The 18,374-nt window shown below is 62.2% G+C and carries 17 protein-coding genes; 11 read left to right on the top strand and 6 right to left on the bottom strand.

All coding sequences use genetic code 11. The features are described from left to right. Positions 1-67: 67 nt before the first annotated feature. A complete protein-coding gene (locus tag AC788_RS17375) occupies positions 68-550 on the bottom strand; it encodes a CS1 type fimbrial major subunit (protein WP_049861811.1) in 483 nt (160 codons plus the stop codon). 235 nt (positions 551-785) lie between these two features. On the opposite strand from AC788_RS17375, the gene moaC reads away from it, so the two are divergent. From moaC to moaE, 3 genes are read left to right on the top strand one after another with little or no spacing between them, the layout of a single operon-like run. After that, positions 786-1,259 (top strand): cyclic pyranopterin monophosphate synthase MoaC, encoded by a 474-nt coding sequence (moaC, locus tag AC788_RS17380; protein ID WP_049861812.1) that lies wholly within the window; start codon positions 786-788, stop codon positions 1,257-1,259. After that, positions 1,256-1,498: a MoaD/ThiS family protein gene (locus AC788_RS17385; protein ID WP_049861813.1), complete on the top strand. Its 243-nt coding sequence runs from the start codon at positions 1,256-1,258 to the stop codon at positions 1,496-1,498. Before moaC ends, AC788_RS17385 begins: the two co-directional genes overlap by 4 nt. A gap of 2 nt (positions 1,499-1,500) precedes the next feature. Then, positions 1,501-1,950 carry a molybdopterin synthase catalytic subunit MoaE gene (gene moaE / locus AC788_RS17390; protein WP_049861814.1) on the top strand — a complete coding sequence of 150 codons (450 nt, stop codon included), beginning with the start codon at positions 1,501-1,503 and terminating at the stop codon, positions 1,948-1,950. A gap of 162 nt (positions 1,951-2,112) precedes the next feature. Here moaE and rhlB read toward each other — a convergent pair whose 3' ends face one another. Next, positions 2,113-3,549: an ATP-dependent RNA helicase RhlB gene (rhlB, locus tag AC788_RS17395; protein ID WP_049861815.1), complete on the bottom strand. Its 1,437-nt coding sequence runs from the start codon at positions 3,547-3,549 to the stop codon at positions 2,113-2,115. Between the two features lie 230 nt (positions 3,550-3,779). Beyond that, positions 3,780-4,436, bottom strand: a complete 657-nt coding sequence (locus AC788_RS17400; RefSeq protein ID WP_049861816.1) for an alpha/beta hydrolase — start codon at positions 4,434-4,436, stop codon at positions 3,780-3,782. Positions 4,437-4,904: 468 nt separating this feature from the next. On the opposite strand from AC788_RS17400, the gene AC788_RS17405 reads away from it, so the two are divergent. The 7 genes from AC788_RS17405 (at position 4,905) to AC788_RS17435 (ending at position 12,393) form a co-directional block, all read left to right on the top strand. Beyond that, entirely contained in the window at positions 4,905-5,933 is a 1,029-nt protein-coding gene (locus AC788_RS17405) for an amino acid ABC transporter substrate-binding protein (RefSeq protein ID WP_049861817.1), read from the top strand. A gap of 64 nt (positions 5,934-5,997) precedes the next feature. Beyond that, a complete protein-coding gene (locus tag AC788_RS17410; RefSeq protein WP_049861818.1) occupies positions 5,998-7,179 on the top strand; it encodes an amino acid ABC transporter permease in 1,182 nt (393 codons plus the stop codon). 10 nt (positions 7,180-7,189) lie between these two features. Further along, complete coding sequence (locus tag AC788_RS17415; protein WP_049861819.1) at positions 7,190-8,287, top strand: amino acid ABC transporter permease; 1,098 nt, start codon at positions 7,190-7,192, stop codon at positions 8,285-8,287. 10 nt (positions 8,288-8,297) lie between these two features. Continuing rightward, positions 8,298-9,062 (top strand): amino acid ABC transporter ATP-binding protein, encoded by a 765-nt coding sequence (locus tag AC788_RS17420; protein ID WP_049861820.1) that lies wholly within the window; start codon positions 8,298-8,300, stop codon positions 9,060-9,062. 653 nt (positions 9,063-9,715) lie between these two features. Then, on the top strand, positions 9,716-10,939 hold the full coding sequence (locus tag AC788_RS17425; protein ID WP_049861821.1) for an MFS transporter: 1,224 nt from the start codon (positions 9,716-9,718) through the stop codon (positions 10,937-10,939). Positions 10,940-10,969: 30 nt separating this feature from the next. Beyond that, positions 10,970-11,245, top strand: coding sequence for a GIY-YIG nuclease family protein (locus AC788_RS17430; protein WP_049861822.1), 276 nt, complete (start codon positions 10,970-10,972; stop codon positions 11,243-11,245). Between the two features lie 212 nt (positions 11,246-11,457). Further along, a complete protein-coding gene (locus tag AC788_RS17435) occupies positions 11,458-12,393 on the top strand; it encodes a glutathione S-transferase family protein (protein ID WP_049861823.1) in 936 nt (311 codons plus the stop codon). A gap of 133 nt (positions 12,394-12,526) precedes the next feature. Here the strand turns inward: AC788_RS17435 and yejK are convergent, their stop codons facing one another. Next, positions 12,527-13,534, bottom strand: coding sequence for a nucleoid-associated protein YejK (yejK, locus tag AC788_RS17440; protein WP_049861824.1), 1,008 nt, complete (start codon positions 13,532-13,534; stop codon positions 12,527-12,529). Between the two features lie 408 nt (positions 13,535-13,942). Between yejK and AC788_RS17445 the strand changes: the two genes are divergently transcribed. Next, positions 13,943-14,224, top strand: a complete 282-nt coding sequence (locus AC788_RS17445; RefSeq protein WP_043186365.1) for an HU family DNA-binding protein — start codon at positions 13,943-13,945, stop codon at positions 14,222-14,224. Between the two features lie 185 nt (positions 14,225-14,409). On the opposite strand, the gene rlmF is transcribed toward AC788_RS17445, so the two are convergent. Both rlmF and AC788_RS17455 read right to left on the bottom strand, forming a co-directional pair. Further along, entirely contained in the window at positions 14,410-15,348 is a 939-nt protein-coding gene (rlmF, locus tag AC788_RS17450) for a 23S rRNA (adenine(1618)-N(6))-methyltransferase RlmF (RefSeq protein WP_049861825.1), read from the bottom strand. 101 nt (positions 15,349-15,449) lie between these two features. After that, entirely contained in the window at positions 15,450-18,296 is a 2,847-nt protein-coding gene (locus tag AC788_RS17455; protein ID WP_049861826.1) for a valine--tRNA ligase, read from the bottom strand. Positions 18,297-18,374 lie beyond the last annotated feature (78 nt).

Below are 18,374 nucleotides of genomic sequence, written 5' to 3' on the forward strand. Positions count from 1 at the left end.
TGCCGCCCGGTCGAGCGCACAGGCGCGCCGCCGGGAGGCAGGGTTCAGCTCAGAAGCGGAAGCGCGATCACTTTGGATCTGGAGTTTCGAACACGAGGTTGACCAAGCCCTGATAGTTACCCGGTACATAGCCGGTCGTGGGCTTGGCGCCTGCGGTGACCAGGAAGTCGACCACGCTACCGGCAGCGGCGTCGGCGGCAGTGGTCACGATTTCCGATTTGGTGCTGAGCACCTGGCTGCCGATCTTGACGTTCAGCGCGATCGTGTTGGCACCGCTGGTCATCGCTGGCGAGTTGAGCAGCTTGGCTTTGATGGCGCCACTGCTGCTTTTGACCGAGAGCTGCTTGCGGATCGGCTCCAGGGTCCCGTCCACTGGCTTGAAGCTCATGTTCTGCGGGTCGTTCATCCAGTTGCCGCCCAACGGTTCAACGAAGAACTTGTCGGTTGGGATGGTGGCGGTGACGGTCAAGGTGTGATCGATACGCTGGTCGGCCCAGGCCGAGCCGGTCATCAGCAGGGCCAGGGGCAATGCGAGCAAGCGAGATTTCATCAGGGGGTTTCTCCTTTGGGTGATGGGGCGCCTGCGGCGGTCCACACTGGGGGGGGCGCGTGGATCACGGCAGGCGAGACGATTATCGAAGGCTCGATGGCTGCGCAAAGTCATCCAAATCCCAAAGAATCTGCGAATTTTCCGAGGAGGGGCGCCTGGCCTTGTGCAGGAAACAGGCATCGGGTTTACACTCGAGCCCTTCATACTCAGGTTTATATCCAGGAGCTGTCTTTCCGTGCTGACTCATCTCGATTCTCAAGGCCGCGCCCATATGGTCGACGTGACCGACAAGGCGGTGACCTTTCGCGAGGCCGTGGCCCAGGCGCGCATTCGCATGCTGCCGCAGACCCTGCGCATGATCGTCGACGGTGAGCACCCCAAAGGCGATGTCTTCGCGGTAGCGCGCATTGCTGGCATCCAGGCGGCGAAAAAGACCAGCGATCTGATTCCTCTGTGTCACCCGCTGATGCTGACCGGCGTCAAGGTCGAGCTGGCAGCCGATGGCGAGGACAGCGTCTTGATCCACGCCCGCTGCAAGCTGGCCGGCCAGACCGGCGTGGAAATGGAAGCCCTGACGGCGGCCAGCGTGGCTGCGCTGACGGTTTACGACATGTGCAAGGCGGTGGATCGCGGCATGGTCATTGAAACGGTGCGCCTGCTGGAGAAGCTGGGCGGCAAGAGCGGTCATTTCCAGGCGGATGCATCATGAACTGCAAGGTGCTGTATTTCGCCCGCTATCGCGAATTGCTGGGGGTGGGTGAGGAAGTGGTAGAGGGTGAGTTCGCCAATGTCGAGACGCTGCGTGAATTCCTCATCCTGCGCGGCGATCGCGAAGTGCTCGGTGAAAAGGGCCTGATGTGCGCCCGCAACCAGGAGATGTGTGGGTTGAACGAGCCGCTGCTCGACGGCGATGAAGTGGCATTCTTTCCAACCGTTACCGGAGGCTGAGCATGGGCGTTCGCGTGCAGCACGAACCTTTCGACCCCGGTGCCGAGCTCAACGCTTTGCATCAGACCAATACCGGGGTGGGCGCCGTGGTTGGTTTCGTTGGCTACGTGCGCGATTTCAATGACGGGCTCGAAGTGCGCGGGATGTTGCTGGAGCACTACCCTGGGATGACGGAAAAGGCTCTGGAGAAGATCGTTGTCGAGGCGGCGCAGCGCTGGCCGTTGCTGAAACTGGAGATCCTGCACCGTGTCGGTGCGCTGGAACCGGGTGAGCCGATCGTGTTCGTCGGTGTGGCCAGCGCCCATCGTCAGGCGGCGTTTCAGGCCTGTGATTTCGTCATGGACTATCTCAAAACCCGCGCGCCGTTCTGGAAAAAGGAGAACACCGAGGATGGCCCGCGCTGGGTGCAGGGGCGAGAAAGCGACGAGCAGGCGGCCCAACGCTGGGAGTGATCTGAAGGTCGGCGGCGGCCTTTTCGCGGGCAGAGCCCGCTCCCACAAGAGATCGGCGCTGTGGAGCAGGTGTACCGCGATGAGGCCTTCGCGGGCAGAGCCCGCTCCCACAAAAGGACGGCGCGATGAGGCCTTCGCGGCCACGGACCGCTCCTACAAGGATTAGCTGTGCTTGCGCACTACTGGTTTGAGCAGCTCGGCTGATGGCATTTCGAAGTTGATCTTGCGGCCCAGCAGCGCTTCGATCGAAGGCAGTTGGTAGGAGTCGTCTTCGCCTGCGAAGCTGATCGACACGCCACTGGTGCCGGCCCGCCCCGTACGACCGATGCGGTGAACGTAGTCATCCGGCACTTCGGGCAGGGTGAAATTGATCACATGGCTGATGCCATCGATATGGATGCCACGGCCTGCCACATCGGTGGCCACCAGCACGCGGATCTTGCCCTCGCGAAACCCCTCCAGCGTCTTGATGCGCTTGTGCTGTGGCACATCGCCGGAGAGCTGCGCGGCATTCACGCCGTCGCGCACCAGGCGCTCTTCGATGCGGCGCACTTCGTCCTTGCGGTTGGCAAACACGATCACGCGCTCCCAATCGTTACCGGTGACCAGGTTGTACAGCAGCGTGTACTTGTCGCTGCCGGCGACGGCGTATACGTGTTGCTCGACGGTTTCGCTGGCGACGTTCTCAGGTTCGATCTCGACGATGGCTGGGTCGGTGGTCCACTGCTGGGCCAGGTTCATCACGTCTTCGGTGAAGGTGGCCGAGAACAGCAGGGTCTGGCGCTCCTGCTTGGGCGGGGTCTGGCGAATGATCTGACGCACCTGGGGGATGAAGCCCATGTCGAGCATGCGGTCGGCTTCATCGAGCACCATCACTTCGACCATGTCCAGGTGTACTTCGCCGCGCTGGTTGAAGTCCAGCAGGCGACCGGGGGTGGCGACCAGGATATCGCAGTGACGGGCTTCGAGCTGCTTGAGCTGCTTGTCGAAGTCCATGCCGCCGACGAAGGTCATTACGTTCAGGCCGGTGTACTTGGTCAGGCCTGCGGCATCCTTGGCGATCTGCACCACCAGCTCGCGGGTGGGCGCGATGATCAGCGCGCGCGGCTCGCCCATGAAGCGTTCCTTGGGCGGAGGCGTCTGCTGCAACTGGGAGATGATCGACACGAGGAAAGCGGCGGTCTTGCCGGTGCCCGTCTGGGCACGGCCGATGGCGTCGCGGCCCTTGAGGGTGTAACCCAACACCTGCGCCTGGATCGGCGTGCAATAGGGGAAACCGAGGTCGTGGATGGCGTGCATCAGCTCGTCGGTGAGCGCGAAGTCGTGGAAGCGGGTCTTGCCTTCCTGCGGGGCGACCTGAAAGTCGGCGCGGTTCCAGGCCGGTGCCACAGGCTTGGGCGGGCGAGGGCGGCGGGGCGTTTCGACGATGATGGGTGCAGCGGCTGCTGCCGGTTCAGGGCTGGCGGCCGGTGCAACCGCCGCAGTGGTCGGCGGGGTCGATTCTTCAGTGTCGACGGGTAGCGCGCGGGTGGCGCCAGTGTCGGCAGCAAGCGGCTGTGCGTCGCTCTTGCCAAACATCTTCTTGAGTGCTTTGAGCACGGGCTTCTCATCGATTGGTTAAGGAATGTGCGTCAGGCAGTGTAATGCAAGAATCGCGCACGACGGTAGAAGAGTGCTGGATGTGGGAACGGCGCGCGCGGCGACCCTTCGGCGCGCGAAGGCTGTGCCGCGGTATGGCAGATAGACTGAGGCGTCTGGTTCGCGGCCAATGACCGCTCCTACGGGGGATGTGTAGAAGCGGTCATTGGCCGTGAATGGCCTGCCTGGGGTCAGTGCAACCGCTGCGCCAACCAGTCGCCGATATCGGCGATCTCTTGCGGTAACACTTGGTGACCCATGGGGTATTCCCGCCACGCTGCGTCCACGCCCCAGCCTTTGAGGTATTCATAGGCACTGCGACCCATGGCATTGATCACCACCTCGTCGTTCTGCCCATGCAGGCAGAGTGCCGGGGTGCGCTGCTGGCTCGCGGCCAGTTCGACTTTTTCGTCGAAGGTCGGCGCATAGGTCGACAGCGCCAGCACCCCGCCCAACGGTCCTGTCCAGGTGATGTAGGCCGTATGCAGGACCACCGCGCCACCTTGGGAAAACCCGGCGATGAAGATTCGCTCCGGCGCGATCCCGCTGGCCTGCTGTTCCTCGATCAGGCCGCAAAGCATCTGCGCAGACGCCTCCAACTGACCTTGGTCGATCGCCCGTGCCGGATTCATGGCGATGATGTTGTACCAGCTGGGCATGGCGTAGCCGCCATTGATGGTGACCGCGCGGGTTGGCGCCTGGGGCAGTACGAAGCGTGTGCTGTGCAGGCGTTGCTGCAAGGCTTCTGCCACCGGCAGGAAGTCGTACCTGTCCGCGCCCAGGCCGTGCAGCCAGATGACACAGGCGTTGGCGGTGTGGTTCGGTTCGATGATCAAGGGGTCAGTCATGGTTGCTCCGTTGTGGGGCGCCCGCTCCGTTTGAGTGCAGCGCAACGGGGCGCGATGGTGCGATCTCTGAAGAAGATGTCGCAAGGCTACAAGTTTTTCTATTGACGCGCACTTAAACGCTTTCCGGATTCACTCTGGTACGAGGCTTGCTATGTAACTGGCGTAATACCAGCATCCTCATCGGCGGTAACACTATAGAGCCCTTCGGAACTGACGCAGAGCAGTCCATCAGGGTTGTAGCAGAATCGGTCGATGATCGCGAAAGACGCCGCAGGCCACTGCGTCGGACCTTGCGGGGAGCGGGGGCAAGCGTTGCATATCCCGGTCGCGCCATCTGGCCAGTCGGGTTCATCACTTGTATTGCGATTGATGCTTGACCCAACAACTAGCCGACACGGGTCGATACCGCCTCATTTAGGTGCAGCGCAATTCAAGCTCGGACACAACAAGAGCAACTGGAGGTTTTGAATGAAGATGTTGAAATCCACCCTGGCTGTACTGACCGCTGCGACCGTCCTGGGCGTGAGCAGCTTCGCTCAGGCGGGTGCCACTCTGGACGCCATCCAGAAGAAAGGTTTCGTACAGTGCGGCGTCTCCGACGGCCTGCCGGGTTTCTCCGTTCCTGATGCTTCGGGCAAGATCGTCGGTATCGACGCCGACGTCTGCCGCGCCGTCGCCGCCGCTGTGTTCGGCGACGCCACCAAGGTCAAGTTCAGCCAGCTCAACGCCAAGGAGCGTTTCACCGCGCTGCAGTCCGGTGAAATCGACATCCTGTCGCGCAACACCACCTGGACCAGCTCCCGCGATGCGGGTATGGGCATGGTCTTCGCCGGCGTGACCTACTACGACGGCATCGGCTTCCTGGTGAACAACAAGCTGGGCGTGAAGAGCGCCAAGGAACTGGACGGTGCAACCATCTGCATCCAGGCCGGTACCACCACCGAACTGAACGTGTCCGACTACTTCCGCGGCAATGGCCTGAAGTACACCCCGATCACATTCGACACTTCTGACGAAAGCGCCAAGTCCCTGGAAGGCGGCCGTTGCGACGTACTGACCTCCGACAAGTCGCAGCTGTTCGCCCAGCGCAGCAAGCTGGCCGCACCGAACGACTACATCGTGCTGCCGGAAACCATTTCCAAGGAGCCTCTGGGCCCAGTGGTACGCCGTGGCGACGAAGACTGGCTGGCAATCGTCAAGTGGACCCTGTTCGCTCAGCTCAACGCCGAAGAAGCGGGCGTGACCTCGAAGAACGTCGAAGCCGAAGCCAAGTCGACCAAGAACCCCGACGTGGCCCGTCTGCTGGGCGCCGATGGCGAATACGGCAAGGACCTGAAACTGCCGAAGGACTGGGTGGTACAGATCGTCAAGCAGGTTGGCAACTACGGTGAAATGTTCGAGCGCAACCTGGGCGCGAACACCCCGCTGAAGATCGACCGTGGCCAGAACGCTCTGTGGAACGCTGGCGGTATCCAGTACGCACCACCCGTACGCTGATCGGCCCTGCGCCTGACGGCACGTTGCCGTCAGGCGCTGTTCTCCCTCTCTCCTGGGGCTTTCCATGCAAAATCAAATCGGCGCACCCAAGCAGGGCCTGTCCCTGACTGATCCACGTGTGCGTGCGTGGCTTTTCCAGATCATCACCATTGTGGCGGTGGTCGGTATGGGCTGGTTTCTGTTCAACAACACACAGACCAACCTGCAACACCGGGGCATCACTTCCGGTTTCGACTTTCTCGAACGCAGTGCCGGCTTCGGCATTGCCCAACACCTGATCGACTACACCGAATCGGACAGCTACGCGCGCGTGTTCCTGATCGGCCTGCTCAACACCCTGCTGGTGTCGATCATCGGCATCATCCTGGCAACCCTGCTGGGTTTCGTGATCGGTGTGGCTCGGCTGTCGCCCAACTTCATGATCAACAAGCTGGCGACGGTCTATATCGAGGTGTTCCGCAATATCCCGCCACTGCTGCAGATCCTGTTCTGGTACTTCGCGGTGTTTCTGACGCTGCCTGGGCCGCGCGCCGCCCATGGCTTCATGGACAGCTTCTACGTCAGCAGCCGCGGCCTGAACATGCCGGCTGCGCTTGCTGCACCGGGCTTCTGGCCGTTCGTGATCAGCGTCATCCTGGCCATCGTCGGCATCGTACTGATGTCCAAATGGGCCACCAAGCGCTTCGAAGCCACCGGCGAGCCGTTCCACAAATTCTGGGTGGGACTGGCGATCCTCATCGTCGTGCCGGCCCTGTGCTCGTTGATCTTCGGCGCTCCGGTGCATTGGGAAAAACCCGAGCTCAAGGGCTTCAACTTCGTCGGCGGTTGGGTATTGATCCCGGAACTGCTGGCCCTGACCCTGGCCCTGACCGTGTACACCGCGGCGTTCATCGCCGAGATCGTGCGTTCGGGCATCAAGTCGGTGAGCCACGGCCAGACCGAAGCGGCGCATTCCCTGGGGCTGCGCAACGGCCCGACCCTGCGCAAGGTGATCATCCCGCAGGCCCTGCGCGTGATCATTCCGCCACTGACCAGCCAATACCTGAACCTGGCGAAGAACTCGTCGCTGGCTGCCGGTATCGGTTACCCGGAAATGGTTTCGCTGTTCGCCGGTACCGTGCTCAACCAGACGGGGCAGGCGATCGAAGTCATTGCCATCACCATGAGCGTGTACCTGGCGATCAGTATCAGCATTTCCCTGCTGATGAACTGGTACAACAAGCGCATTGCGCTGATCGAACGGTGAGGATAAGCGCATGACGACCCATATTTTCAAACCCGACCAGCCACCACCGAGCAAAGTGTTCGGCCCGGTCGCGTGGATGCGCCAGAACCTGTTCTCCAGCTGGCTCAACACCCTGCTGACGCTGTTGTCGCTGTACCTGATCTGGCTGATCGTGCCGCCCCTGTTGAACTGGTCGATCTTCGACGCGAACTGGGTCGGCACCACCCGTGCCGACTGCACCAAGGAAGGCGCCTGCTGGGTGTTCATCCAGCAACGGTTCGGCCAGTTCATGTATGGCTATTACCCGCCCGAGCTGCGCTGGCGCGTCGACCTGACCGTCTGGCTGGCAGTTCTGGGTGTAGCGCCGCTGTTCATGTCGCGGTTCAAGCGCAAGGCGGTCTATGGCATCGGTTTCCTGGTGCTGTACCCGGTCATCGCCTACTTCCTGCTGCACGGCGGGGCGTTCGGCATGCCGACCGTTGCCACCAGCCAGTGGGGCGGCCTGATGCTGACCCTGGTGATCGCCACTGTCGGCATCGCCGGCGCCTTGCCGTTGGGGATTCTGCTGGCTCTGGGCCGTCGCTCGAAAATGCCGGCGGTGAAGGTGGTCTGCGTGACCTTCATCGAGTTCTGGCGCGGCGTGCCGTTGATCACCGTGCTGTTCATGTCCTCGGTGATGCTGCCGCTGTTCCTGCCTGAAGGCATGAACTTCGACAAGCTGCTGCGTGCGTTGATCGGCGTGATCCTGTTCCAGTCGGCCTATGTCGCCGAGGTGGTGCGCGGTGGCATGCAGGCCATTCCCAAGGGGCAGTACGAGGCCGCTTCGGCCATGGCGCTGGGCTACTGGCGCAGCATGGGCCTGGTGATCCTGCCGCAGGCCCTGAAGATGGTCATTCCGGGCATCGTCAACACCTTCATTGCATTGTTCAAGGACACCAGCCTGGTGATCATCATCGGCCTGTTCGACCTGCTCAACAGCGTCAAGCAGGCGGCAGCCGACCCCGCATGGCTGGGCATGGCGACCGAGGGCTACGTATTCGCGGCCCTGGTGTTCTGGATCTTCTGTTTCGGTATGTCCCGCTACTCCATGCACCTGGAGCGCAAGCTGGACACTGGCCACAAGCGTTAGGAGCTTAATCATGAGTGAAGCGATCAAGAAACCGGCCGGCGCTCCGGGCATCATCCAGATGCAAGGCGTGAACAAGTGGTACGGCCAGTTCCACGTGCTCAAGGACATCAACCTGAACGTGACCCAGGGCGAGCGTATCGTGTTGTGCGGGCCTTCGGGTTCGGGCAAGTCGACCACCATTCGCTGCCTGAATCGTCTGGAAGAGCATCAGAAGGGCACCATCATCGTCGACGGCGTGGAGCTGACCAACGATCTCAAGCAGATCGAAACGGTACGTCGCGAAGTGGGCATGGTGTTCCAGCACTTCAACCTGTTTCCGCACCTGACCATCCTGCAGAACTGCACGCTGGCGCCGATGTGGGTGCGCAAGATGCCCAAGCGCCAAGCCGAGGAAATCGCCATGCATTACCTGGAGCGCGTACGCATTCCGGAGCAGGCGCACAAGTTTCCGGGTCAGTTGTCCGGTGGTCAGCAACAGCGTGTGGCCATTGCACGGGCGCTGTGCATGAAGCCCAAGATCATGCTGTTCGACGAACCGACTTCGGCGCTCGACCCGGAAATGGTCAAGGAAGTGCTCGACACCATGATCGGCCTGGCCGAGGATGGCATGACCATGCTCTGCGTGACCCACGAAATGGGCTTCGCCCGAACCGTGGCGAACCGGGTGATCTTCATGGACAAGGGGGAGATCGTCGAGCAGGCAGCGCCGAACGACTTCTTCGACAACCCGCAGAGTGATCGGACGCGGATGTTCTTGAGCCAGATCCTGCACTGATCACCGTTTGCAGCAAACCGAAAACCCGGGCCTGTGCCCGGGTTTTTTCGTTTCAGGTCTGCTGCACCGCAGCGCCTGCTTCGCGGGCAGAGCCCGCTCCCACAGGGGATCCGCGCCTGTTGTAAGACCCTGTTGTGGAGCCCAGTTGTGGGAGCGGGCTCTGCCCGCGAAGGGCGCACTGCGGTTCACCTGGCACACCGGAGCGTCTGCTTCGCGGCCGATGACCGCTCCTACGGGTTGCCCGGATACATGTAGGAGCGGTCCGTGGCCGCGAAGGGCGCGATTCGGTATGACTGACACACCACAGCGCCTGCTTCGCGGCCGATGACCGCTCCTACGGGTTGCCCGGATTCCTGTGGGAGCGGGCTCTGCCCGCGAAGGGCGCGCTGCGGGGTGAAGGGCACACTGCCAGCCAGGCATTTGCCCTTGCTGACATACCCCCTCCCACAGGGGATCCGCGCCTGTTATGAGGCCCAGTTGTGGGAGCGGGCTCTGCCCGCGAAGGGCGCGCTGCGGTGTGAAGGGCACACTGCCAGCCAGGTATTTGCCATTACTGGCAATAGGCTCTACGCTTCTTCGTTCAAAGCCGTATCCAAGAGACCACCAGGCATTCCCGTCCTGGCAATGGTCCGCACTTTCGTTTCTGGACTTTTATGCCTACTGCCAACTGTACCCCTTCGAGTCGCGATATCGTCACGCCGCTGCATAAACCCTGGTTGCTGATCCTTGGTCTGGTGCTGGTAGCACTCAACCTGCGTCCGGCCCTGTCGAGCATGGCGCCGTTGCTTGCGCAGGTCTCTGCCAGCCTCGGCCTGAGCGGCTCGACGGCCGGTCTGCTGACCACGCTCCCGGTCCTGTGCCTGGGCCTTTTCGCGCCGCTGGCACCTTTGCTGGCTCGCCGCTTCGACAGCGAGCGCGTGGTCCTTGGGGTGTTGCTCGTGCTGGCGGCCGGTATCGCTTTGCGCAGTCAGTTGGGCATCTGGGGCTTGTTCATCGGCAGCCTGGTGGCCGGTGGCAGTATCGGGATCATCGGTGTGCTGCTGCCTGGCATCGTCAAGCGCGACTTCGCCCGACAGGCCGGCACGATGACCGGCGTCTACACCATGGCGTTATGCCTGGGAGCGGCATTGGCGGCCGGTTCCAGCGTTCCGCTGAGCCAGTATTTCGATGACAGCTGGCGCATCGGCCTGGCGTTCTGGATGGTGCCGGCGTTGCTGGCTGCGGTGTTCTGGTGGCCGCAGACGCGACAGAAGCATGGTGTGCAGCGCGCTCGCTATCGTGTCAGTGGGCTGTTTCGTGATCCGTTGGCGTGGCAGGTCACGCTGTTCATGGGGCTGCAGTCGTCGCTAGCGTATATCGTCTTCGGCTGGTTGCCGTCGATCCTGATCGGGCGCGGGTTGTCGGCGGCGGAAGCGGGTCTGGTCATGTCATTCTCGATCATCGTGCAGTTGCCCAGCGCGTTGACCGTGCCATGGCTGGCCACCCGCGGCCGTGATCAGCGCCTGCCGATTCTCGCCGTGATGGCGCTGAGCCTGGCTGGGTTGTTCGGCCTGCTTTACGCACCGCTGGGCGGGATGTGGGGCTGGGCGGTCGTGCTGGGTTTGGGGCAGGGCGGCGTGTTCGCATTGGCACTGACCTTGATCGTGCTGCGCTCGCGTGATGCCTATGTGGCGGCCAATCTGTCGAGCATGGCCCAAGGCGTGGGCTACACCATCGCGTCGATGGGGCCTTTCGCGGTCGGTCTGGTGCACGACATGACGGGCGGGTGGGGCGCAGTGGGTTGGGTGTTCGCCGTCATCGGCGTTGCCGCCACGGCTGCGGGCATGGGGGCCGGGCGCACGCTGCATGTGCAGGCTATGGCGACGAAGGTGGAGTGATATTGCTTGCACACAGGCGCTGCTGAATCGATGACCGCTATCGCGCCACCCAAGCCTTGGTACGTCTACCTGGTGCGCGCGGCGAATGGCTCGCTTTACTGCGGCATCAGTGACGATCCGCAGCGCCGTTTCGCCAAGCACCAGAGTGGGAAGGGCGCGCGGTTTTTTCTGTCCAGCCCTGCAGTGGCGTTGGTGTACGTGGAAGCGTGGCCGAGCAAAAGCGAAGCCTTGCGCCACGAACGGCTGATCAAGCGCCTGCGCAAGCCCGCCAAGGAACACCTCGTAGCCACATTCACCCCCCTGTAGCAGCGGCGCAAGCCGCGTCCGGCTTCATCGCGTTCATTCAGGCACACCGCATGCACCGCCGACGCGGCTTGCGCCGCTGCTACGGGGATCGCGAGCCGTGTTCGGGGTTGTGCGTTCGTTCAGGTATACCGCATGCGTCGCTGCTACGGGGGTATGTGGTCTGCGCGGGTGCGAGTAAGCTGTGGGCTTTCCCATCCGCTGCTGGAGCCGATATGTCCGAGTTGATCCTGCACCACTATCCGACCTCGCCGTTCGCCGAGAAGGCCCGCCTGATGCTCGGCTTCAAAGGGCTCGCGTGGCGCTCGGTACTGATTTCGCCGATCATGCCCAAGCCTGATCTGACGGCGCTGACCGGTGGCTATCGCAAGACGCCAGTGCTGCAGGTCGGCGCCGATGTCTATTGCGACACAGCCCTGATCGCTCGACGGCTGGAGCAGGAGAAAGCCTTGCCGGCGCTGCTGCCCCTTGGCCAGGAACTCACCGTGGCCACTTTCGCCGCCTGGGCCGATTCGGTGCTGTTCCAGCATGCCGTCAGCCTGGTGTTCCAGCCCGAGTCCATCAGCGCCCGTCTGTCGCGTCTGCCCGAAGACGCCGCCAAGGCCTTCATTGCCGATCGCATGGCGCTGTTCCAGGGCGGCACGGCCACGCGTCTGCCGGTGGAGCAGGCCAAGCATCAATGGCCGACGTTCATGGCGCGCCTGGAACAGCAACTACAGAACGCTGAAGGTGAGTACCTGTTCGGCGGGCCGACCCTGGCCGATTTCTCCATGGCTCATCTGCTGTGGTTCCTCAAGGGCACACCGGTCACCGCACCGCTGGTGGATGCCTACCCCGCCATCCACGCCTGGCTGGGGCGCGTACTGGGTTTTGGCCACGGCACCTACAGCGAGCTGACTGCCGACGAAGCCCTGGCGATTGCCAAAGCGGCCACTCCGGCAGACTTGCCCGACGAAACGTTCGAGGATCCCAACGGTTTCAAGGTGGGCGGCCAAGTGAGCATCTCGGCCGTGGACTATGGCGTCGACCCCGTGCAGGGCGAGTTGTTGTTTGCCGGGGCCGAGGAATTGATCATCCGGCGTGAAGACGCGCGCGCCGGCGTGGTGCATGTGCATTTCCCGCGAGTGGGTTTTGCGATCACAACACCGTAGCGGCGACGTCAAGCCGGACACCCCGCAGCGCCTGCCTCCCCGCCAACTGTGGGAGCGGGCTCTGCCCGCGAAGGCCACGCTGCGGTCCGATTGACACCCCGCAGCGCCCGCTTAGCGGTCGGTAACCACTCAGTCAATCCTTCCGCCGTTTGAGCTGGTCGGTCAGTTGCGACGGCAGGCCCTTGATGATTAAGGTACCGGCTTCTTCGTCATACTCGATCTTCGAGCCGAGCAGATGCGCCTCGAAGCTGATCGACAGCCCCTCGGCCCGCCCCGTGAAGCGACGAAACTGGTTGAGGGTGCGCTTGTCGGCCGGGATCTCTGGCGACAAACCGTAATCCTTGTTGCGGATATGGTCATAGAACGCCTGCGGGCGCTCTTCGTCGATCAGACCCGAGAGCTCTTTCAACGTGACCGGCTCGCCCATCTTGGTCTGGCTGGTGGCGTACTCCACCAAGGTCTGGGTTTTCTCCCGCGCCGACTCTTCTGGCAGGTCCTCGCTCTCGACGAAGTCGCTGAACGCCTTGAGCAGTGTCCGCGTTTCCCCCGGGCCATCGACACCTTCCTGGCAGCCGATGAAGTCGCGGAAGTACTCCGAAACCTTCTTGCCGTTCTTGCCCTTGATGAACGAGATGTACTGCTTGGACTGTTTGTTGTTCTGCCACTCCGACAGGTTGATGCGCGCCGCCAGGTGCAGTTGCCCCAGGTCCAGGTGCCGCGACGGGGTCACGTCGAGCTCGGAGGTCACGGCCACGCCTTCACTGTGATGCAGCAGGGCAATGGCCAGGTAATCGGTCATGCCTTGCTGGTAGTGCGCGAACAGCACGTGCCCACCGGTGGACAGGTTGGATTCTTCCATCAGCTTCTGCAGGTGCTCGACGGCCGTGCGGCTGAACTGGGTGAAGTCGCGGCCCTCGTCCAGATAGTCCTTGAGCCAGCCGCTGAATGGGTGCGCACCGGACTCGGCATGGAAGAAGCCCCAGGCCTTGCCCTGCTTGGCGTTGTAACTTTCGTTGAGGTCGGCAAGCAGATGTTCGATGGCGCTGGACTCGGCCAGCTCGCTGTCGCGTGCATGAAGCACGGCAGGCGTGCCGTCGGGTTTCTTGTCGATCAAATGGACGATGCAGTGACGGATCGGCATGGGCTTCTCGGCTTGTCTGACTGATGGGCACGGCGGCTGGAGCAGGCTGTGCCACAAAGGGGCGAAGTGTAACGTAGATAGGGGTTTTACGGATTGCCGGTGACCTGCGCATGCGCTGAAACGACGAAATCGTCTACTTTTTGGCCAAACCCATGATAAAGCTGAATAAAAGGGCCGCTAGTGGCGGATATTTGTTTGGCTCTGTGCTAGTTTTGCCCGGTCTTGCGGCCCACGAGGCCGTGAAGCCCCGCAGAGAGCGGCTTTCGAGTCGAACCAAACGTCATTCTGGGTATCTACAATGGCGATTGGCATGACCGAAACGCGAGCCCCGGCGGACGTCGCACGCCCGGCTCCGACTTACGCTGCACTTTGCAATCCAATTGAATTTGATAGGGAAGGTACACCACCATGGCATTAACCAAAGACCAACTGATCGCCGATATCGCTGAAGCTATCGACGCGCCGAAAACCACCGCGCGCAACGCTATCGAGCAGCTGGGCCAGATCGTTGCCGATCAATTGGAAAATGGCAGCGAGATCACTCTGCCTGGTATCGGCAAGCTGAAAATCACCGAGCGTCCTGCCCGCACTGGCCGTAACCCTTCGACTGGCGCTGCCATCGAAATCGCTGCCAAGAAAGTCGTCAAGTTCGTCCCAGCCAAAGTGCTGACCGATTCCGTTAACAAGTAATTGTAACGGCTCGACGAACCGTGCCGCGGGTCAACCCGGGCGCGGTTTTTTTGTGCCTGTAAATCCATAGGCGCGGTCTGTGAGCATCTGTGGGAGCGGGCTCTGCCCGCGAAGCTCGCAACGCGTGGTGGCTGCTTCGCGGGCAGAGCCCGCTCCCACAGGGGCCGCAGTGCGCCGTGAATCAGTCAGCTGAACCAGTTTTTGCCGGCTGGCTCTGCCTGGAAGGTCCAGGCGACGAAGCGGCTTTGCTTCTGGCCTTGGCCCATTTCCACCACCCGTACCTGCACGGCATTGACCTTGCCAAGGGCTGCCTGGATGGCCGGTAGGTTGGACGCCTTGGACACCAGCGTCGAGAACCACAACACCCGCTGTCCCACGGCCACGCTTTCGTTGATCAACTGCGTCACGAAGCGAATCTCGCCGCCTTCACACCACAGCTCGTTGTTCTGACCGCCAAAGTTGAGTACGGGCAGCTTGCGCTTGGGATCGGCCTTGCCCAGCGCGCGCCATTTGCGCTGGCTGCCGCGGGTCGCTTCCTGCAACGAGGCATGGAAGGGCGGATTGCACAGGGTCACGGCGAACCGTTCTTCGCGGCCCAGCAGTCCCTGGAGAATCTGTCGAGGCTGCGTCTGCTGGCGCAGAGAAATGGCCTTGCCCAGTTTGTTGGCCTGCACGATGGTGTTGGCCGAGGCCAGTGCCACCGGGTCGATGTCGGAGCCCACGAATTGCCAGCGATAGTCACTGTGGCCCAGCAGGGGATAGATGCAGTTGGCACCTACACCCACATCCAGCGCCCTGACGCCGGCGCCCCGCGGAATCTCGCCACCGTTGCTTTCGGCCAGCAGGTCGGCCAGGCAGTGCAGATAGTCGGCCCGTCCGGGTATGGGCGGACATAGGTAGCCGTCCGGAATCTCCCAGTGCTGAATGCCATAGAGGGTCCTGAGCAGCGCCCGGTTGAACACCTTGACCGCCGCAGGATCGGCAAAGTCGATGCTTTGCTTGCCATACGGGTTGAGGATGACGAACCGGGCAAGGTCCGGATGGCTCTTGATCAATTGCGGGAAATCGTAGCGACCCTGGTGGCGATTGCGCGGGTGCAGGGTGGGTTTTGGCGGGGTGGACATGGGAGGTTACCGGTGGGGGCGGGGGCCTCTTCGCGGGCAGAGCCCGCTCCCATAACGACCTGTGGGAGCGGGCTCTGCCCGCGAAGAGGCCAGCAGACGGATTACAGGCTGGCGATCCGCGCGTGCTGTTCGGCCAGCTTGGTCAGTGCCTGTTCGGCTTCGGCCAGTTTGGCGCGCTCTTTGTCGATGACGGCGGGGGGTGCCTTGTCGACGAAGGCTGCATTGGACAGCTTGCCGCCCACGCGAGCGACTTCACCGTTCAGGCGCTGGATTTCCTTGTCCAGGCGAGCCAGTTCGGCGTCCTTGTCGATCAGCCCGGCCATCGGCACCAGCACTTCCATTTCACCGACCAGCGCAGTAGCGCTCAGAGGCGCTTCCTGGCCATCGTCCAGCACGGTGATGGACTCCAGCTTGGCGAGCTTCTTGAGCAAGGCATCGTTTTCCTGCAGACGACGCTGATCCTGGCTGCCGGTGTTCTTGAGGAACAACGCCAGTGGCTTGCCCGGACCGATGTTCATCTCGCCGCGAATGTTGCGCACGCCGAGCATCAGGCCCTTGAGCCACTCGATATCGTCTTCGGCGGCGGTGTCGATACGGCTTTCATTGGCCACCGGCCAAGGCTGCAGCATGATCGTCTTGCCCTGCACACCGGCGAGCGGCGCCAGGCGCTGCCAGATTTCTTCGGTGATGAACGGCATGAACGGATGCGCCAGGCGCAACGCCACTTCCAGCACGCGCACCAGGGTACGACGGGTACCGCGCTGGCGCTCCACCGGAGCGTTGTCGTCCCACAGCACCGGCTTGGACAGCTCCAGGTACCAGTCGCAATACTGGTTCCAGATGAACTCATAGAGTGCCTGGGCAGCCAGGTCGAAACGGAACTGATCCAGATGACGCGTGACTTCGGCTTCGGTGCGCTGCAGCTGCGAGATGATCCAGCGATCAGCCAGCGAGAGCTCGTAGGCCTCACCGTTCTGGCCGCAGTCCTCGCCCTTGTCGAGCACATAGCGCGCGGCGTTCCAGATCTTGTTACAGAAGTTGCGATAGCCCTCGACACGGCCCATGTCGAACTTGATGTCGCGGCCGGTGGACGCCAGCGAGCAGAAGGTGAAACGCAGGGCGTCGGTGCCGTAGCTGGCGATGCCGCCTTCGAACTCGTCGCGGGTCTGCTTCTCGATCTTCTTCGCCAGCTTGGGCTGCATCATGCCGCTGGTGCGCTTTTCCACCAGGGCTTCGAGCTCGATACCGTCGATGATGTCCAGCGGGTCGAGCACGTTGCCCTTGGACTTGGACATCTTCTGGCCCTGGCCATCACGCACCAGGCCATGCACGTAGACCGTCTTGAACGGTACCTGCGGCGTACCGTTCTCGTCCTTGACCAGGTGCATGGTCAACATGATCATCCGGGCGACCCAGAAGAAGATGATGTCGAAGCCGGTGACCAGCACGTCGGTGCTGTGGAATTTCTTCAGGAACTCGGTCTGCTCCGGCCAGCCCAGGGTGGAGAAGGTCCACAGGCCCGAGCTGAACCAGGTGTCCAGCACGTCGTTGTCCTGATTGAGCGTCACCTCGTCGCCCAAGCCGTGCTTGCTGCGCACTTCGGCTTCGCTGCGGCCGACGTAGACCTTGCCGGACTCGTCGTACCAGGCCGGGATGCGATGGCCCCACCAGAGCTGACGGCTGATGCACCAGTCCTGGATATCGCGCATCCAGGAGAAGTACATGTTTTCGTACTGCTTGGGCACGAAGGCGATGCGGCCGTCTTCCACGGCGGCGATGGCAGGTTCGGCCAACGGCTTGGTGGACACGTACCACTGGTCGGTCAGCCAGGGCTCGATGACGGTGCCGGAGCGATCGCCCTTCGGCACTTTCAAGGCGTGGTCATCGACGCTGACCAGCAGGCCGGCGGCGTCGAACGCGGCGACGATCTGCTTGCGGGCCTCGAAGCGGTCCAGGCCGGCGTATTCGCCAGGCAAGGTGCCGTCGACGCTGTCGTTCAGCGTGCCGTCGAGGTTGAACACCTGAGCGCTGGGCAGAACGTTGGCATTCTTGTCGAAGATGTTGAGCAACGGCAGGTTGTGCCGCTTGCCGACTTCGTAGTCGTTGAAATCGTGGGCCGGGGTGATCTTCACGCAGCCGGTGCCGAACTCGGGGTCGCAATAATCATCGGCGATGATCGGAATGCGACGGCCTACCAAGGGCAGTTCGACGAACTTGCCGATCAATGCCTGGTAACGCTCGTCGTTCGGGTTCACCGCGACCGCGGCGTCGCCGAGCATGGTTTCCGGACGTGTGGTGGCGACGATCAGGTAGTCGTTGCCTTCGGCGGTTTTCGCGCCGTCTGCCAGCGGGTACTTGAGGTTCCAGAGGAAACCTTTTTCATCGTGGTTTTCCACTTCCAGGTCGGAGATGGCCGTGTGCAGCTTGGTGTCCCAGTTGACCAGGCGCTTGCCGCGGTAGATCAGGCCGTCTTCGTGCAGGCGCACGAAGGCTTCCTTGACCGCTTCGGACAGGCCGTCATCCATGGTGAAACGTTCGCGGCTCCAGTCGACCGACGAGCCGAGGCGACGGATCTGGCGGCTGATGTTGCCACCGGACTGGTCTTTCCATTCCCAGATCTTTTCCAGGAATTTTTCCCGGCCCAGATCATGGCGATTCAGGCCCTGGGCTTCGATCTGGCGCTCGACCAGCATCTGCGTGGCGATACCGGCGTGGTCGGTACCCGGCTGCCACAGGGTGTTGCGACCCTGCATGCGGCGGAAACGGATCAGGGCGTCCATGATCGCGTTGTTGAAGCCGTGGCCCATATGCAGGCTGCCGGTAACGTTCGGCGGCGGGATCATGATGGTGTAGGAGTCGCCGGCACCTTGCGGGGCGAAGTAGTTCTCGGCCTCCCAGGTCTGGTACCAGGAAGTTTCGATTGCGTGCGGCTGGTAGGTCTTATCCATGCGCGGCGGGACCCTATAAGGCATTTATTCAAAGAAAGCCGGGAAGTATAGCGGGGATATGGCGGCTATGGGAGGGAG

This window comes from Pseudomonas sp. RIT-PI-a (assembly GCF_001187875.1).
Classification (GTDB): domain Bacteria; phylum Pseudomonadota; class Gammaproteobacteria; order Pseudomonadales; family Pseudomonadaceae; genus Aquipseudomonas; species Aquipseudomonas coleopterorum.

Bases quoted from the DNA above. Each gene is read 5' to 3' on its own strand.
- AC788_RS17375 (WP_049861811.1), bottom strand. From the start codon at position 550: ATGAAATCTCGCTTGCTCGCATTGCCCCTGGCCCTGCTGATGACCGGC.
- AC788_RS17385 (WP_049861813.1), top strand. From the start codon at position 1,256: ATGAACTGCAAGGTGCTGTATTTCGCCCGCTATCGCGAATTGCTGGGG.
- moaE (WP_049861814.1), top strand. From the start codon at position 1,501: ATGGGCGTTCGCGTGCAGCACGAACCTTTCGACCCCGGTGCCGAGCTC.
- AC788_RS17400 (WP_049861816.1), bottom strand. From the start codon at position 4,436: ATGACTGACCCCTTGATCATCGAACCGAACCACACCGCCAACGCCTGT.
- AC788_RS17405 (WP_049861817.1), top strand. From the start codon at position 4,905: ATGAAGATGTTGAAATCCACCCTGGCTGTACTGACCGCTGCGACCGTC.
- AC788_RS17410 (WP_049861818.1), top strand. From the start codon at position 5,998: ATGCAAAATCAAATCGGCGCACCCAAGCAGGGCCTGTCCCTGACTGAT.
- AC788_RS17415 (WP_049861819.1), top strand. From the start codon at position 7,190: ATGACGACCCATATTTTCAAACCCGACCAGCCACCACCGAGCAAAGTG.
- AC788_RS17420 (WP_049861820.1), top strand. From the start codon at position 8,298: ATGAGTGAAGCGATCAAGAAACCGGCCGGCGCTCCGGGCATCATCCAG.
- AC788_RS17425 (WP_049861821.1), top strand. From the start codon at position 9,716: ATGCCTACTGCCAACTGTACCCCTTCGAGTCGCGATATCGTCACGCCG.
- AC788_RS17430 (WP_049861822.1), top strand. From the start codon at position 10,970: ATGACCGCTATCGCGCCACCCAAGCCTTGGTACGTCTACCTGGTGCGC.
- AC788_RS17435 (WP_049861823.1), top strand. From the start codon at position 11,458: ATGTCCGAGTTGATCCTGCACCACTATCCGACCTCGCCGTTCGCCGAG.
- yejK (WP_049861824.1), bottom strand. From the start codon at position 13,534: ATGCCGATCCGTCACTGCATCGTCCATTTGATCGACAAGAAACCCGAC.
- AC788_RS17445 (WP_043186365.1), top strand. From the start codon at position 13,943: ATGGCATTAACCAAAGACCAACTGATCGCCGATATCGCTGAAGCTATC.
- rlmF (WP_049861825.1), bottom strand. From the start codon at position 15,348: ATGTCCACCCCGCCAAAACCCACCCTGCACCCGCGCAATCGCCACCAG.
- AC788_RS17455 (WP_049861826.1), bottom strand. From the start codon at position 18,296: ATGGATAAGACCTACCAGCCGCACGCAATCGAAACTTCCTGGTACCAG.